At 67.6% G+C, this 15,338-nt stretch carries 17 protein-coding genes; 9 read left to right on the top strand and 8 right to left on the bottom strand.

The annotated features are described in order from the left end of the window. Positions 1 to 42: 42 nt before the first annotated feature. On the bottom strand, positions 43 to 876 hold the full coding sequence (locus tag OG804_RS20415; protein WP_328388845.1) for an alpha/beta fold hydrolase: 834 nt from the start codon (positions 874 to 876) through the stop codon (positions 43 to 45). Positions 877 to 899: 23 nt separating this feature from the next. On the opposite strand from OG804_RS20415, the gene OG804_RS20420 reads away from it, so the two are divergent. After that, complete coding sequence (locus tag OG804_RS20420; RefSeq protein WP_328388847.1) at positions 900 to 1,634, top strand: SDR family NAD(P)-dependent oxidoreductase; 735 nt, start codon at positions 900 to 902, stop codon at positions 1,632 to 1,634. A gap of 106 nt (positions 1,635 to 1,740) precedes the next feature. On the opposite strand, the gene OG804_RS20425 is transcribed toward OG804_RS20420, so the two are convergent. Then, a complete protein-coding gene (locus OG804_RS20425; protein WP_442941893.1) occupies positions 1,741 to 2,814 on the bottom strand; it encodes a UDP-N-acetylmuramate dehydrogenase in 1,074 nt (357 codons plus the stop codon). Positions 2,815 to 2,871: 57 nt separating this feature from the next. On the opposite strand from OG804_RS20425, the gene OG804_RS20430 reads away from it, so the two are divergent. The 4 genes from OG804_RS20430 to OG804_RS20445 all read left to right on the top strand — a co-directional run bounded on the left by OG804_RS20430 (position 2,872) and on the right by OG804_RS20445 (position 5,584). Beyond that, positions 2,872 to 3,360, top strand: coding sequence for a DUF2505 domain-containing protein (locus OG804_RS20430; RefSeq protein ID WP_328388849.1), 489 nt, complete (start codon positions 2,872 to 2,874; stop codon positions 3,358 to 3,360). Between the two features lie 89 nt (positions 3,361 to 3,449). Then, positions 3,450 to 3,965 carry a DUF2505 domain-containing protein gene (locus tag OG804_RS20435; RefSeq protein ID WP_328388851.1) on the top strand — a complete coding sequence of 172 codons (516 nt, stop codon included), beginning with the start codon at positions 3,450 to 3,452 and terminating at the stop codon, positions 3,963 to 3,965. After that, positions 3,935 to 4,753 (top strand): class I SAM-dependent methyltransferase, encoded by an 819-nt coding sequence (locus OG804_RS20440; protein ID WP_328388853.1) that lies wholly within the window; start codon positions 3,935 to 3,937, stop codon positions 4,751 to 4,753. Before OG804_RS20435 ends, OG804_RS20440 begins: the two co-directional genes overlap by 31 nt. A 108-nt stretch (positions 4,754 to 4,861) precedes the next feature. Beyond that, entirely contained in the window at positions 4,862 to 5,584 is a 723-nt protein-coding gene (locus OG804_RS20445; RefSeq protein WP_328388855.1) for an LmeA family phospholipid-binding protein, read from the top strand. A gap of 35 nt (positions 5,585 to 5,619) precedes the next feature. Here the strand turns inward: OG804_RS20445 and deoC are convergent, their stop codons facing one another. Next, on the bottom strand, positions 5,620 to 6,288 hold the full coding sequence (deoC, locus tag OG804_RS20450; RefSeq protein WP_328388857.1) for a deoxyribose-phosphate aldolase: 669 nt from the start codon (positions 6,286 to 6,288) through the stop codon (positions 5,620 to 5,622). A gap of 92 nt (positions 6,289 to 6,380) precedes the next feature. Here deoC and OG804_RS20455 point away from each other — a divergent pair, with 92 nt between their 5' ends. Both OG804_RS20455 and purU read left to right on the top strand, forming a co-directional pair. Next, entirely contained in the window at positions 6,381 to 6,926 is a 546-nt protein-coding gene (locus OG804_RS20455; protein WP_328398562.1) for a GNAT family N-acetyltransferase, read from the top strand. A gap of 92 nt (positions 6,927 to 7,018) precedes the next feature. Continuing rightward, on the top strand, positions 7,019 to 7,909 hold the full coding sequence (gene purU / locus OG804_RS20460) for a formyltetrahydrofolate deformylase (RefSeq protein ID WP_328388859.1): 891 nt from the start codon (positions 7,019 to 7,021) through the stop codon (positions 7,907 to 7,909). Positions 7,910 to 7,926: 17 nt separating this feature from the next. Here the strand turns inward: purU and OG804_RS20465 are convergent, their stop codons facing one another. The 5 genes from OG804_RS20465 to OG804_RS20485 form a co-directional block, all read right to left on the bottom strand. Beyond that, positions 7,927 to 8,970, bottom strand: a complete 1,044-nt coding sequence (locus tag OG804_RS20465; protein WP_328388861.1) for an alpha/beta fold hydrolase — start codon at positions 8,968 to 8,970, stop codon at positions 7,927 to 7,929. A gap of 92 nt (positions 8,971 to 9,062) precedes the next feature. After that, entirely contained in the window at positions 9,063 to 9,359 is a 297-nt protein-coding gene (locus tag OG804_RS20470; RefSeq protein ID WP_328388863.1) for a DUF2516 family protein, read from the bottom strand. Positions 9,360 to 9,428: 69 nt separating this feature from the next. Then, positions 9,429 to 10,109, bottom strand: coding sequence for a heparin-binding hemagglutinin (locus OG804_RS20475; protein ID WP_328388865.1), 681 nt, complete (start codon positions 10,107 to 10,109; stop codon positions 9,429 to 9,431). After that, entirely contained in the window at positions 10,106 to 10,597 is a 492-nt protein-coding gene (locus OG804_RS20480) for a helix-turn-helix domain-containing protein (protein WP_328388867.1), read from the bottom strand. The genes OG804_RS20475 and OG804_RS20480 overlap by 4 nt, the downstream gene beginning before the upstream one ends. Before the next feature lie 452 nt (positions 10,598 to 11,049). Beyond that, on the bottom strand, positions 11,050 to 12,402 hold the full coding sequence (locus OG804_RS20485; RefSeq protein WP_442941587.1) for a DUF445 domain-containing protein: 1,353 nt from the start codon (positions 12,400 to 12,402) through the stop codon (positions 11,050 to 11,052). Between the two features lie 667 nt (positions 12,403 to 13,069). On the opposite strand from OG804_RS20485, the gene OG804_RS20490 reads away from it, so the two are divergent. Together OG804_RS20490 and OG804_RS20495 are read left to right on the top strand one after the other, a co-directional pair. Beyond that, positions 13,070 to 13,789 (top strand): TetR/AcrR family transcriptional regulator, encoded by a 720-nt coding sequence (locus OG804_RS20490; protein WP_442941894.1) that lies wholly within the window; start codon positions 13,070 to 13,072, stop codon positions 13,787 to 13,789. Between the two features lie 135 nt (positions 13,790 to 13,924). Beyond that, positions 13,925 to 15,328, top strand: coding sequence for an ABC1 kinase family protein (locus OG804_RS20495; protein ID WP_328388871.1), 1,404 nt, complete (start codon positions 13,925 to 13,927; stop codon positions 15,326 to 15,328). Positions 15,329 to 15,338 lie beyond the last annotated feature (10 nt).

Consider the following 15,338-nt stretch of genomic DNA (forward strand, 5'->3'; position numbering starts at 1 on the left):
GGCAGAGCCGGACAGACCGGGAAAAGCGCTCGTCACGGACAATCAGGACTTCTCGCCGCACTCCGCCGCGAAGTCCCGGACCTCACCCACGAAGCGCGCCGGATCTTCGATGAACAGACCGTGCTGCGCCCCTTCCCAGATGGACGCCCGGCCCAGCGGCGCGGTCTCGGCGATGTACCGCCCGTCGGCGACCGGCACCACCGGATCCGCCGAACCGTGCAGGACGAGCACCGGGACATCGAGCCCGCGCAGGGTCTCGGTGTTGTCCACCGACCGGTAGAACAGCGCCTTCCGCACGAACGGCGGCGTGGCCAGGCTCGCGCCGAACAAACGTTGCGCATCCGGGCCCTTGTCCCGGCCCGGCCCGGTGTTGGCGTTACCGAACGCGGAGAAACCGCGCACCGCCCGCCCGGCGCTCTCGTCGAACACCCCGGGGATCGCCTGCTGCATCGACTCGCCCACCGCTGCCCCCGGCACACCGCGGCCGATATTGGCCATCGCCCCGGTATAGACGACACCGGCGACCGAACCGGTCCCGTACTCGGCGAGGTAATCACTGATCACGATCCCGCCATAGGACCACCCCAGCAACAGCGCATCGGCGTCGATCGACTCGGCCGCCAGCACGGCGGCGATATCGGCGGCCCACTTCTTCGAATCGTCGTAACCGGAATCCGGCGCGTCCGAATAGCCGTGCCCGCGCAGGTCCAGGGCCACCACCCGGAAGTCGGCGGCGAGATCGTCGAACACCCGCCCCCAGCAGCGCAGATCCGCGGACCATCCGTGCACCAGCACCAAAGGCCGCCCATCGGCCGGTCCGCCCGTCCGGTAGACGATGCCGGTCCCATCCGCACTGTGCGCTTCCCGTATAGCCATGGCCGCATCATAGGATCGGTCCCATGAGCACACGCACCGCTGTTGTCACCGGGGCCAGCTCGGGTATCGGCGAAGCCACCGCCCGGGAACTCGCGAAACAGGGGTACCACGTGTACGTGGGCGCCCGCCGGATGGACCGGCTGCGCACGCTGGCCGCCGAGATCGGCGGCACCGCGCTCGAGCTCGATGTCACCTCCGACGAGTCGGTCGAGTCGTTCGCCGACGCGATCGAGAGCGCGAACATCCTGGTCAACAATGCCGGCGGCGCCAAGGGCTTGGCCACGGTCGCCGAGGCCGACCTCGACGACTGGCGCTGGATGTGGGAGACCAACGTCCTGGGCACGCTGCGGATGACCAAGGCGCTGCTCCCGAAATTGATCGCCTCCGGCGACGGCCTGATCGTCACCATCACCTCGGTCGCCGCGTTCCACGCCTACGACAACGGCTCCGGCTACACCTCGGCCAAACACGCCCAGGCGATCCTGCACCGCACGCTGCGCGGCGAACTCCTGGGGCAGCCGGTCCGGCTCACCGAGATCGCGCCCGGCGCGGTGGAGACCGAATTCTCCCTGGTCCGATTCGACGGCGACGCCGACCGCGCCGACGCGGTCTACCGGGGGATCGACCCGCTCGTCGCCCAGGACATCGCCGAAATCGTCGCCTTCGCCGCGAGTCGGCCTGCACACGTCAACCTGGACCAGATCATCGTCAAACCCCGCGACCAGGCCGGCCCGGGCCGCTTCGCCCGCCGCACCTGACGACTCGAGCGCTGGCCGACACTCCAGCGCCGGCTCGATCGGGCGGTCGTCGCCGAGTCGGCGGACGATCTGTTCGCCTGACCACCCGGCCGGTCGATCTCCGGCGCTACAACTCCACCCCCACCGTGACGGGTTCCGGCACCAGCTGGATCCCGAACCGTTCCGCGACACCGTCACGCACCGTGCGCGCCAGCGCGACGATATCGGCGGCCGTCGCGGCGCCTCGGTTGGTGAGGGCCAGGGTGTGTTTGGTGGACAGCCGCGCGGCCGCGTCCGGGCCCGGAAACCCCTTGCCGAAGCCGGCGCGTTCGATCAACCAGCCCGCCGAGAATTTCACCCCGTCGACCGCCGGGTAGGTGGGAATCGGCCCGTCGCCGAGCCGCTCGCGGATGGCGGCGCGGACCCTGTCCACCTGATCCGAGGCAACGACCGGGTTGGTGAAGAACGAACCGGCGCTCCAGGTGTCGTGATCGGCGGGGTCGAGCACCATCGCCTTGCCCGCCCGCAGGCCGAGCACCATATCGCGGACGGCGGCGGCCGGGCGGGTCTCACCCTCCGCGGCGTCGAGACGTTGCGCTAGTTCCTTGTAGCGCAGCGGCGCACTCGCGCCGTCGGGGTTCAGCGCGAACTCCACCGCCAGCACCACCGCGTCGTCGCGATGTTTGAGCCGGCTGGTGCGATAGCCGAACACCAGATCGTCCGGGGACACCCAGTGGATCTCCCCGGTGGCCCGATCCAGCAGCCGCACCCGGCGCAGCAGTTCGGCTACCTCCACTCCATAGGCGCCCACATTCTGTACGGGAGTGGCCCCCGCCGACCCGGGAATCCCGGACAGGCATTCCAGCCCACCGAACCCGGACCGCACGGTTTCGGCGACCACCCCGTCCCAGTTCGCGCCCGCCTCCGCGATGACGGTATCGGTGCCGAATTCGATCCCCGAAGTGCCGACCCGGACCACCACAGCGGGCACATCGTCGTCGGATACCAGCAGATTGGAGCCACCGGCGAGCAGCAGCACCGGTACGGCGGCGGCGTCCAGCGCGCGCACGGTCGCCACCAGGGCCTCGGTGGTACCGCAATCCGCGACGGTCGCCCGGCCGCCGACCCGCAAGGTGGTCAGCTCGGCCAGGGGGACAGCGGACCGCACAACCGCGCCCGTTCCGGCCAGTATCTGCCGCAGTTCGTCCGCGGGGACAGCCCGAGAAGTTCGCACGACCAGACGGTAGCGTGTTCGGTCATGGCTACAGCGCTGGCGTATACGGCTCATTACTCTCATCCGGTCGCCGAGGTGCGCGCAGCGTTCTGTACCGAGCAGTACTGGAAGGACCGTATCGCCGCCGTGGGCGGGCCGAGCGCCCAATTCGTCTCGCTGGATGTGGACGGCGAACAGGTACGCATCGAGGTCGTGCAGTCCATCCCCGCGGATCTGCTACCGCCGGCCATCACGGCCGTGCGCCCGGGTGACCTGATCATTCCGCGTACCGAGGTGTGGACGGGAATCGCCGGCAGTTTCGAAGCGCGCGTCGAAGGCGCGCCCGCCGAGGTCAGGGGCACGATCACCGTCACCGACGAACCGGACGGCGCCGTGGCCGAGATCTCCGGCACGATCGAGGTGAAGGTGCCGCTGTTCGGCCGCAAGATCGAGGAAGCCATCGGCGAGCGCCTCACCGAACTGCTGGCCGAGGAGACCGAGTTCACCAACAGCTGGATCGCCGAACAGCAGTAAGCACGCGACTCCGGACCAGCGGGTCCGGGGCGGCGCGGCCGTTCGGCCTCCGGACGGCTCCCACCCCCTCGGGCGGTAACCTACCGCGCATGGCTCGCCGACTGGACTACTCCGCCCGCTACCCGCTGCACACCACCAAAGAGCTGTACGCGGCGCTGACCAACCGGGATTACTGGGAGGCCCGGATGGTCGAGATGCGGAAGTATTCGCCCAACGAGGTGATCAGCCTCGAGACGAGCGAGGACGGCATCGAGGTGGTCCTGCACCACATCTTGCCGCGCGAGATGCTGCCGGAGGTGGCCCAGGCGGTGATGCGCAAGGATATGGTCATCACCCGCAAGGAGAGCTACGGGCCGTTCGGCCCGGAGGTCGAGGGCAAGTATTCGGCGTCCATCCCCGCCGGACCCGGCAGCCTCAACGGCACCACGCGGCTTTTCCCCACCGAGACCGGTTGCACGATGCGGATGTCCTCGGAGGCCAAGGTGTTCATCCCGATGGCCGGTCCGCGGCTCGAGCAGCTCATGCTGGTGAATCTGGTGGATCTTTTCCGCGCCGAGGCCGAAGTGACCCAGCAGTGGCTGGACGAGCAAAAAACCACCAGCTGACCGTTCCGCTCGGAACCGTCACCCGGGGCACCACCGGCAAGAATCGACTGCGTCGTAGTGATCGCCAGCTGATCGGAGATCCGCGGATCTCCGAGGTGCTGCGCCGGGCCGCCGACCCGCTGGTCGTGGATCTCGGTTACGGCGCGCAACCCTGGACGACATTGGAGCTGGCCGCCCGCTTGCGCACGATCCGTCCGGACGTCCGGGTGGTCGGACTGGAGATCGATCCCACCCGGCTCGTCCCGGCCCGCGACGGCGTCCATTTCGCCCGTGGCGGTTTCGAATTGGCGGGGCTGCGGCCGATCCTGGTTCGCGCGTTCAATGTTCTGCGCCAGTATCCGGAGCCGGCGGTCGCCGACGCGTGGGCGACCGTCCTGGCCGGGCTGGCGCCGGGCGGCCTGCTGGTCGAGGGCACCTGCGACGAGCTGGGCCGGCGGTGCGCCTGGGTAGTGCTGAATCGCGCCGGCCCGCGCACGCTGACCCTGGCGTGGGATCCGTTCACCGTCGAGCGTCCCTCGGACCTCGCGGAGCGCCTCCCGAAGGCGCTGATCCATCGCAATGTTCCCGGCGAACGTGTCCATTCCCTGCTCACCGCCGCCGACCGGGCGTGGGCGCACACCGCCCCCCTGGCCGTCTTCGGACCACGAGAGCGCTGGCGGGCGGCGGCGAACCTGCTGCGGGAACAGGGTTTTCCGATCCATGATTTCCGCCGTCGACTCCGCGACAACATCCTCAGTGTTCCGTGGTCGTCGGTCGCGCCCACCGGACAGGCGGAACAATTTATGTGATCCAATTCACAATTACATGGCCCGGGCTGCCCTGACGTCGCAACCTTCACCATGCGCCCACAAGCTGACCTCATAGCGGGCACAGAATCATCGTGAACAATCTCAACCATGCCCACCAAGTCCCTGTCTGTCCCGAAGGTCAGCCGCCGGACCACCGTGATCGCCGTGGTCACCGTGATCGTGCTGGTGGCGGCCGCGCTGATCGGTGGCGAAGCCTATGCGCGCCACCGAATCGCGAGCTGTATCAGTTCACAGTTCGAAAAGGAGATGGGCTCCGAGATCAATGTCGGTTTCGGAGCGAAGCCCCTACTCGTCACCTGGATCGACGGAAAAGTCTCCCGCATGGATGTCGACAGCAAAGGCGACGAATTCGGACCGGCCGTCGATATGCAGGTGCACGCCCAGTTCCACAACATCGAGATGCCCAAGGGTAGTAACAGCGGCAGCTCGATCGGCAGTTCGAACGCCGATGTCAGCTGGAGCAACGCCGGTATCTCGCAGACCTTGAACGGCATGGTCAGCGACGTCCAGTCCGACCCCGATACCGGTCAGCTCACCATGAAGGTGCTGGGCGGCTTCGGCGCGATGCAGCTCACCCCGCAGATCAAAGACGGAAAAGTCGATATCGAGGTGGCCCAGGCCCAGTTCCTCGGCATCGGTGTACCCGACGATCTGGCCCAGGGTGTGGTCGACCTGATGACCGAAAGCCTGCAGACCTACCCGCTGGGCCTGCAGCCGACCTCGCTCCGGGTGACCGATAACGGTATCGAAGTCGACCTGGACGGCGGCCCGGCAGAGCTGCCCGCCGCCGAGGGAAATGGGTCCTGCTGAGCCCGCGCGGCCGATCCCGCGACCGGGTCTTTCCTTCAGGCGGGAAACCCGTCGAGGACCGCACGGGACCGGGACAGCCCGAGCCGAGTGGCGCCCGCGGCGATCATCTCGGCGGCCGCTTCCGCGGTGCGGATACCGCCGCTCGCCTTGATCCCGAGCCGCCCGCCGACGGTCTCGGCCATCAATCCCACCGCGTGCGCGTCGGCGCCCCCGGCGGGATGGAATCCGGTGGAGGTCTTCACGAAATCGGCGCCGGCCCGCTCGGCCGTCCGGCACGCCTCGACGATCGCCGCGTCGGAAAGGGCGGCCGATTCGATGATCACCTTCAGCACGGCGCGGTCCGAAATCGCCTCCCGCACCGCGATGATATCGGCGAGTACCGCGGAGAAGTCGCCCGCGATCGCCGCCCCGATATCGATGACCATATCGACTTCGGCCGCACCCTGATCCACCGCGAGCCGCGCCTCGGCTCCCTTCACCAGCGAATGATGCTTCCCGGAAGGGAATCCCGCGACGGTGGCCACCACGATCCCGGGCGCCCGGACCGGCAGTGCGGCCGGGGAGACACAGATCGCGTAGACGCCGAGTTCACGAGCCTCGGCCACCGCGGCGGTAACATCCGCGGGCGTCGCCTCCGGAGCGAGCAGCGTGTGGTCGATCATTGCGGCCACCTCGGACCTGGTCAGCGACATGGAATCGGCCATGGGACCAGAGTCTGGCATACCCGCGGTGAATTCCGTTGCGCACCTCGAACTCCTCGCGCACACTCGTATCGCCTTCCGACGAGAGGACGACGTTGCTGATCCGCCGCGAACGGGCCACCGACGCAGACGCTGTCGCCGCCGTGCACCGCAGCGCCTTCGCCCCGCACTACGCGCCGGGCGGTCGCGCGGCCGGAACCGCCCTGGTGGATACACCGCCGGAGGTCGCGCTACTGGCGCGGCTGCGCACCGACCCCGGCTGGATCCCGACGCTGTCCATGGTCGCGGTGGCCGACGAGACCGTGATCGGCCATGTCTGCGTCACCCGCGCCGTCGTCGGCCCCTTTCCGGTGCTGGCTCTCGGCCCGATCGGGGTTCTCGCCGAGCGTCAGCGCGGGGGCACGGGTTCGGCGCTGATGCACGCCGTGGTCGGCGCCGCGGACGCGCTCGACGAACCGCTCATCGGTCTGCTCGGCAGCCTCGACTACTACCCGCGGTTCGGCTTCCAGCCCGGCGAGCGTCTGGGCATAGTCCCCGACCGACCCGATTGGGCGAGCCATTTCCAGATCCGCCCGCTCACCGCATACGATTCGCAAATTCTCGGCGAATTCCGTTACGCCGCTCCTTTCTACGAACTGTGACCGGGCCGTCCTGCCCACACTGAGGCCCCGAACCTGCCCGGGCCGACGGAGGCGCGCTCGGCGCGGTCCGCGGCCCCTGTCAGGATGACCTCATGGTTTCCGCTGCTCCCGTCGCCGACGACCGCCGCTACGTGCTCACCTTGGGTTGCCTCGACCGCCCCGGCATCATCGCCGCCATCACATCGTTCATCGCCGAATTCGGGGGCTCGATTCTGGAAGCCGGTTACCACTCCGATCTCGAAACCGGCTGGTTCTTCACCCGGCAGTCCATCAAGGCCGCGACGGTGCCGTTCGGGGTGGCGGAGTTGCGCGACCGGTTCCGTCGGGTCGCGACCGAACTCGGCCCGGAGACCGAATGGCGGGTGCACGACTCGGGGGTGCGGCGCCGAGTGGTCGTGTTGGTGAGCAAAGAGGCCCATTGCCTGCACGATCTGCTCGGACGTGCGACCTCCGGGGAGCTGCCGGCCACGATCGACGCGGTGATCGGAAATCATTTGGACTTGGCCGCGATCACCGAGGCGCACGGCATCCCGTTCCACCATGTGCCGTTCCCGAAAGATCCGGCAGAACGCGGACCGGCCTTCGAGCGGGTACGCGAACTCGTGGACTCCCACGACCCCGACGCGGTGGTCCTGGCCCGGTTCATGCAGGTGCTACCCAGAGATCTGTGCGAACACTGGGCCGGGCGGGCCATCAATATCCACCACAGTTTCCTGCCCTCGTTCGTCGGCGCCCGCCCGTACCACCAGGCATTCGTCCGGGGCGTCAAACTCATCGGCGCGACCTGCCACTACGTGACCGCGGAACTGGACGCGGGTCCGATCATCGAGCAGGACGTCATCCGTGTCGACCACGCCGACAATGTGAGCGATATGGTCCGCGAGGGCCGCGATATCGAGCGGGTCGTGCTGGCCCGCGGCCTGCGCTGGCATCTGGAGAGCCGGGTACTCGTCCATGGGCGCCGCACCGTCGTGTTCTCCTGAGACGGCGCGGCCGTCCGTCAGCCGACGGCTTCGACGGGCTCGCGCACCGAGGTGAGCACCTGCTCGAGAATCTCGTTGAACCGATCGATCTCCTCGAGGTTGCCCAGATGTCCGGTGGGCAGCAGGAGGAACTGCACGAGACTGCCCGTCTGCCGGAGCCAGGCGGCGATCTGCTCGGCGTGCACCGCCGGGGTCATATCGTCGGCCGTTCCCGCCACCACGGTCGTCGGCACCACCAAGTGGCGAGCCGCATCCCCCAGGTCCATCTCCGCCAGCAATAGACCGAACTCCGACCGGATCCGGGCCCGGCACGAACGCACGATGTTCATTCCGAACTCGATCGACTCCGGGTCCGCGGACGGGCTCATGATCTGGCGGGCGAAAATCCAGCGGACCGCGGCCAGCGGCGGAAAGACGATCCGGGCGCTGAGCCCGTTGCGGCCGAGCCAGGACGGCAGTGGAACCTTCCGGTTCAGCAGGGGCAGCGGCCGGTTGAAGAACGGCACCACGGTCGTCTCGGCGACCAGGGAATGCGGCCCGGTATTGGCCAGCAGGACCGCCACTGCCTGGTCGACGACTCGCTGCGGATATTTACCGGCCCAAGCCTGCAAGGTCATCGCACCGAGACTGTGTCCCACCAGTACTGCCCGCTGCCCGGGTCGCAGGACGGCGTCCAGCACCGCGGAGAAATCGTCGGCCAGCAGGTGGCAGTCCAGCTGCGCCGGATCGCCGAAATCGCTCTCACCGTGCCCGCGCAGGTCGAAGGCGATGACCCGGTACTCCCCGGCGAACGCGTTGATCTGCGGGTTCCAGTACTCCAGACAGCAGGTCCAGCCGTGCACGAGTACAACAGGCTGGGCGTCTTCCGGACCGTAGGCGTGCACCCGGAGACGGGCGCCGTCCCCGGCGCGCACATCGATCACCTGGTGCTGGGCGGTCGGCGGGTTCAATGCGGGATTGCGGTATCCGCCGCGGGAGCGCAGCCCCGCACGGTGCACCTCGAACAGCCCGTCGATCTGCTCGACCAGGGCGTTCAGGGCGTTCGGCATCGTTGCACGCATCAACCCACTCCTTTGTGTTACCGATTGACACAGTAACGCGTGGAGTCGATGCCCGCCAGCGCACACACCGGCGTCGGTTCAGCGCACGACCACTACCAGCGCGGACCGCGCTGGACCTCGTCCACCTTCGGCCGCACATCGGCCAGATAGATACCCGTCGCGATGATCGCGATGAACGCCGGCAGACCCAGTCCGAGGAAATCCACCAGCAGCAGCAATATCGCCACCCCCAGGATCCCCAGCCAAATGGGTTTGGTCAGTTTGTCGACCGCGGCGAACGCGTCGGAACGCTGGCGCACGGCGTGCACCAGCGCGAAAACGGTCGCGCTGATCGCCAGCAGCCACAGCGCGGCCATGATCCACCCGGTCAAGCCATACACCTGTTCCACCCCACCATGATAAGAGCAGCGCCCCCGCGCACTTCACATGCACGGGGGCGCAATGCCGGAAAACCCAGTTCAGGCCTTCTTCGGCGCGGCTTTCTTCGCCGGGGCGGTCTTCTTGGCGGCCGGAGCCTTCTTCGCGGCGGGCGCCTTCTTCACCGGTTCAGGCGTCGGCGCGGGCAAGGGCGCCGGCTCGGATACGGGCGCGACCACTTCGGCGTCGAGCACCTCGGGCGCCACCGGCTCGGCCACCGGAGCATCCTCCGCGAACTCGGTCTTGCCGGTACGGCCGATCAGCCCGTTCACCCGGCCGAAAACCTCCTCGGCACGGATGCTGGCGTCCTTGTACAGGGTCTCCACCCGGCCGACCTGCTCCTCGACCAGATGATTCGCCCGGAGCCGGTCGACGGTCTCCTCACCGCGCACGGCCAGATCCGCGTAGAGATCGAGAACCTGGCGGTAGTACTGCTCGGCGAGCTTGCGCAGCTCGTCGGCGGTGAATTTCTCACGCAGCTCGGCCAGATCCTCCGGCAGCTCCGAGGGCAGCTCGGACAGCCGCGCCCGGATCTGTTCGAACTGGGTCTGCACGTCGGCAGGCAGACCGGCGAACCGCTCACGAGCCCCGTCGACCCGGCCGTTGACATCGGTAGCGCGCTCACGCACCTGGGTCACGGCGTCGAGAACCGCGGCGTACACGGCATCCGTGGCGCCGACGGTGGCGAACAGTGGTTTGGCAGTGGTGTACTTCTCGGTCATTTATCGTTCTCCTGGCGTGGAGCGTCGGTAGTCGGTTGTGGAACAACACTGTCCCGGGGGATCGTTTCCTCCGGCCCGTTCTCCCGGCGGAACGACTCGTATATGTCCAGGAGCACCTGCTTCTGCCGCTCGCTGATCGCGGAATCGGCCAGCACGGCGTCCCGGACGGGACTGTGCGGCCGCTGCTCGAGGTAGCCGGCGCGCACGTACAACACCTCCGAAGACACCCGCAGAGCCTTGGCGATCTGCGTGAGCACTTCGGCGGAGGGGTTGCGCAATCCGCGCTCGATCTGACTGAGATACGGGTTGCTGACCCCCGCCAGCTGGGCGAGCTGACGCAACGAGACCTGCGCGGCCTCGCGCTGCGCCCTGATGAACCCTCCGATGTCCTGCGCCGCGTTGACCACGCGGGCTGCCTTGTCGCCGGCGCCGGCAGACGCTGCCGGATCGTCGGTGCGCTCGGCGGAAACCTCGAGATGGTCGGCCATCACTCACCTTCTGGCGTTGTAGATACAACGATAGGTCAGGGTGCTTGCTATTGCAAGCACTATGTTAGCAGTGCTTATTGCGCCGCCTTCGGCGTCGCGGGTCGGGGCCCTATCAACCCCGGTCACGAACGCCGACCATCCGAAGGCCAAGACAGAAAGGCCACCCGAGTCCAGCCGAGCGCGTTCCGATCGACCCGGGACACATACGGATCCCCTCTATCCGTAGCGGTTGGGTGGACCAAGTATCGGTAGACCGAGAACGGGCCCTGCCTTCAACAATTCCCCCTGCGACCGGCCCCTCCAACCTCGACGGTTCCCACTCGGACATCTGGCCCCGCATGCCCTACGAAACCGCCACCCAGACCTCGGACAGCCGACCCTCCACGAACCGTCGCACCCTCCCTGCGCCGAGTCCAGCGATGCCCACAAAGGTTGCGGCCCGGCGGTCCCCTTCACCCCCCGAACATCAGCTGCGACACCGTGTAGATCACCAACCCCGCCAGGCTCCCGACCACGGTGCCGTTGATCCGGATGAACTGCAGATCCCGCCCGACCTGCACCTCGATCTTCTTGCTCGCTTCTTCGGCATCCCAGCGCGCGACCGTATCGCTGACGATCGTGGCGATCTCGTCCGCGTAATTGGCCGCCAGATAGCGGGCGCCCCGCTCGATCCAGCTGTCGACCTTGGCGCGGGTGCCGGTGTCGTCGCGCAACCGTTCACCGAGCTGCTGCACATTCTCCGCGACTTTGCGACGCAGGGTGCTGTTCGGATCGTCGGCGGATTCCAGGATCAATCGTTTGGCCGCCCGCCAGGTCGCCTCGGCGAGGCCGGTGATCTCCTCCCGGCCCATGATCTCGGTTTTGATCCGCTCGGCCTTGGCGATCATCATCTCGTCGTATTGCAGGTCGTGGGCGAATTCCTCGAGGAACCGGTTGGCGGCCAGCCGGACCTCGTGGTCGGGGGTGGACCGCACTTTCCAGGTGAACTCGACCAGTTCGCGGTACACCTTCTCGGACAGCAGCACGTTCACGAATTTCGGCGCCCACTGCGGCGCCTCGCCCATGACGATCCGATCGATCGTCTCCTGACTACCCAGTGCCCACTGGTGGGCCCGTTCGGCGAGCAGATCCAGCAGCGGCAGCTGCCGGTTGTCGGCCAGCAGCTCGGCCAGAACGCGTCCGATCGGCGGGCCCCACTGCGGTTCGGCGATCCGTTTCACGATCGTGTTGTCGATGATCTGCTCGACGTCCTCGTCGCGCAGCACACCCACCACCGCGCGCAGGATCGTCGAACTCTCGTCGGCCACCCGCGCGGCATTGCCGGGGTTCGCCATCCAGCGCCCCACCCGCCACGGGATCTGCGCGGAGTTCACCTTCGCGGTCACGACCTCAGGGGACAGGAAGTTGGTGCCGACGAAATCGCCCAGGCTGGCGCCCAGTTGATCCTTCTTCCGCCGGATGATCGCGGTATGCGGGATCGGCAGCCCGAGTGGATGCCGGAACAGCGCGGTCACCGCGAACCAGTCGGCCAGCGCGCCGACCATCCCCGCTTCCGAGGCCGCGCGCACATAGCCGACCCAGCCGCCCACCCCGCCCCGCGACTCCAGCCACCGGCACACCAGATAGATGACAGTGGCGACGACCAGCAGGCCGGTGGCGACGGCCTTCATCCGCCACAGATCACGCCGTTTGGCCGCGTCGTCGGTGAGGGTGGCGAAGACGCCCGGGGGGTCCGCCGGGCCGCCGGGGCCGGGAGCCCCGGCAGCGGAATCGAGCACCGCGCTAGTGCCGGTCGCTTTCTGCATACCTCCCATTCTGCTGTGTTCATGGCGCCGCCTGCTGTGTTCATGGCGCCGCCTCCGGCGGCGCGGGGTCGGGGCCCTTGTCAACCCCGGTTCTTCACTCCGCCGCTCAGTCGCTGCGCTCCTTCGCTCTGTCGCTCCAGAACCGGGGCGGGCCCCGACCATGGAATGGTGACCGTCCGGAGAGACGAGAGGGGCGAGGGTCGGCTGTGGAGACCGGCGGAGGGTCGCGGCCGTGCGTGGGCTCGGTTCTTCGGAGGTTGTGCGGTACGCGGGCCCAGTCGCTTCGGAACCGGGGCGCATCCGACCGAAGATGTGGGCCGCCGGACGAACGTGACACCCGGTCGGTCGCGGACCGCGAACAACTGGGGAGGAGCGCAGCAACGTCGCTGTTCGATGAGTCACCCTCCGCGGACGGTCGGCGGCATGCTCGGTCGCTGTGCGGTAGGGCTCGGTGCTCCGGAACCGGGCGGACCCCGCCCCTGGGGGTGCCACCATCCTGGGAGACGTGAGGGGGCGGGGCGGGTCTGTGGATACCCGCGGAGGGACGGCTGTCTGCCCGCGCACTACGACCAAACGAACCACCCGTGTCGGTATGGGGCCTAAAGTGGAACGCACGCGAACCGATCGGACCGAGGAGCCCACGCTGTCCACCGAAGACCTGCTCGATATCGGGAAATCCGCCGAGCGACCGGCGCCGGTGCGTACTGCTGCGCGGACCGACGGCCGTAAACGCCGCTGGCGCCAGCACAAGATCGACCGGCGGGAAGAGCTCGTCGACGGCACTCTGGCCGCGGTGCGCACTCGCGGGGGCAATGCCGGAATGGACGAGATCGCCGCCGAGATCGGTGTGTCCAAGACCGTCCTCTACCGGTATTTCTCCGATAAGAACGACCTGGTCAACGCCGCGATGCAGCGGTTCATCGAGATCACCCTGATGCCACGTGTCTACGGCGCGATCAGCCTGGACGCCGACGAGTACCAACTCGTGCGGTCCGCGCTGGCCGAATATGTGGGGGCGGTCGACGAGGACCCGGAGGTGTACCGGTTCATCATGGGCACCGGTTCCGGCGACCCGGCCGCGCTGGCCGATTTCGAGCGGCTGTTCGCCGAGGTGGTCGCGGCCGCCATCACCGAACGCGGCAGTGAGCGCGGTATCGAGACCGAAGGCGTGATGCTGTGGTCCTATGTGCTCGTCGGCGGTATCCAGCTCGCCACTCACTGGTGGACCACCCATAAGACGCTGCCCCGCGAAGAGGTGATCGATTACCTCACCATGATGGTGTGGAGCGCGATCGAGGGCATGGCGCGCGCCGGTGGTTCCCGGACCCGGTTCACCGAGCAGGAGCATGTACTCCCCCCGGTTCCATCGGACGACCAGGCCGTCTGAGCCAGCGAGCTCGCCGGGCTCGACAAGCCCGCCTCTTTGGTTAGTCTGATTCCCGTGCGGTGACGAAGAACCGGCTGTGTTCTCTCGGTTCTCTCGTCGTCGTAGGCGCGCGTCGGCACCAACGGAGGTACCTCGATGGCGAAACAAGTGCCGACATCCCGGCTGGCCCGCGGCACCAAACTGGGTGCCGTCGCGGCCGGATCGATGGTGCGCAAACAACGCGCCCGGCTCTCGATGCGCGGCCGCTCGGAGGCCGTACGCGCCCGGATGGCCGAAGAATCGATCCTGCGTAGTACCGAGCAGCTCGTCATGGTGCTGGGCACCATGAAGGGTGTGGCCATGAAACTGGGCCAGATGATGTCGGTACTCGATCTCGACCTGGTGCCGCCGGAACATCGCGAACGATTCCAGAAGAGGCTCGCGGTACTGCGCAATGCCGCGCCGTCGGTGTCGTTCGAGGCCATGCGTGCCGTGATCGAAGAGGATTACGGGCAGCCGCTGGACGCGGCGTTCGCCGAATTCGAACCCGAGGCGATCGCGGCCGCCTCCATCGGCCAGGTCTATCTGGCGCGGCTGCACGACGGCCGGCAGGTCGCGGTGAAAGTGCAGTATCCGGGGATCGACGCCGCTGTCCGGGCGGATCTGAAGAACCTGTCGATGTTCCGTCGGGTGCTGCAGTCCGCGATGCCGTGGGTGACACCCGCGGTTCTCGACGAGCTGCGGCTGAACATGGAAGCCGAACTCGACTACCACATCGAAGCCGAGACCCAGCGCGATATCGCGGCCCTGTACGCCGACCACCCGTTCGTCGTCGTCCCACGGCCCGTGCTCGAACACAGCACGCGACGGGTACTGGTCACCGAATATCTGGGTGGTACGGCGTTCGAGGACGTCAGGCGGATGCCGCCGGCCGAACGCGACCGGGTCGGCGAGATCATCTATCGCTTCTATGTGGGCTCACTGTTCAACTTCAACGAGTTCTGCGGCGACCCGCACCCGGGCAATGTCCTGCTCGCCGAGGACGGTCGCGTAGGTTTCCTGGACTTCGGGCTCTACAACCGGATGGACCCCGAACACGTCCGATTCGAGGCGATCTGCTTGTGCGCGGCGGCCGAGGACCGCGGTGCGGATCTACGCGATCTGATGATCCAGCGCGGGGTCATCGACTCGACCGACGAGATCGGGGTCGACGAGTGTCTGGAATACGTGCTCTCGGCATCGGAATGGTGTCTGGTGGATCAGGAACTCACCATCACGCCGGAATTGGCCAGTGGGGCGTTCCTGCTGGCCGTGGACCCGCGTTCCAGCGAATTCTCCGGGATGAAACAGCAGAATCTGCCGCCGGAACATCTGTTCTCGCGGCGCGCCGATTTCCTGACCTTCGGCATGCTGGGCCAGCTCGAGGCCACCGCCAACTGGCACCGCATCGCCCGCGAATGGTTGTACGGCGAGGAACCGGCCACCGAACTCGGCCGACTCCATCGAGAGTGGCTGGACGAGCGCCGTCCGGCCAAGCGCGGTAGGCGGCGCTCGGGTTAGCGCCGCGATG

Source organism: Nocardia sp. NBC_00416 (genome assembly GCF_036032445.1).
Classification (GTDB): Bacteria; Actinomycetota; Actinomycetes; order Mycobacteriales; family Mycobacteriaceae; genus Nocardia.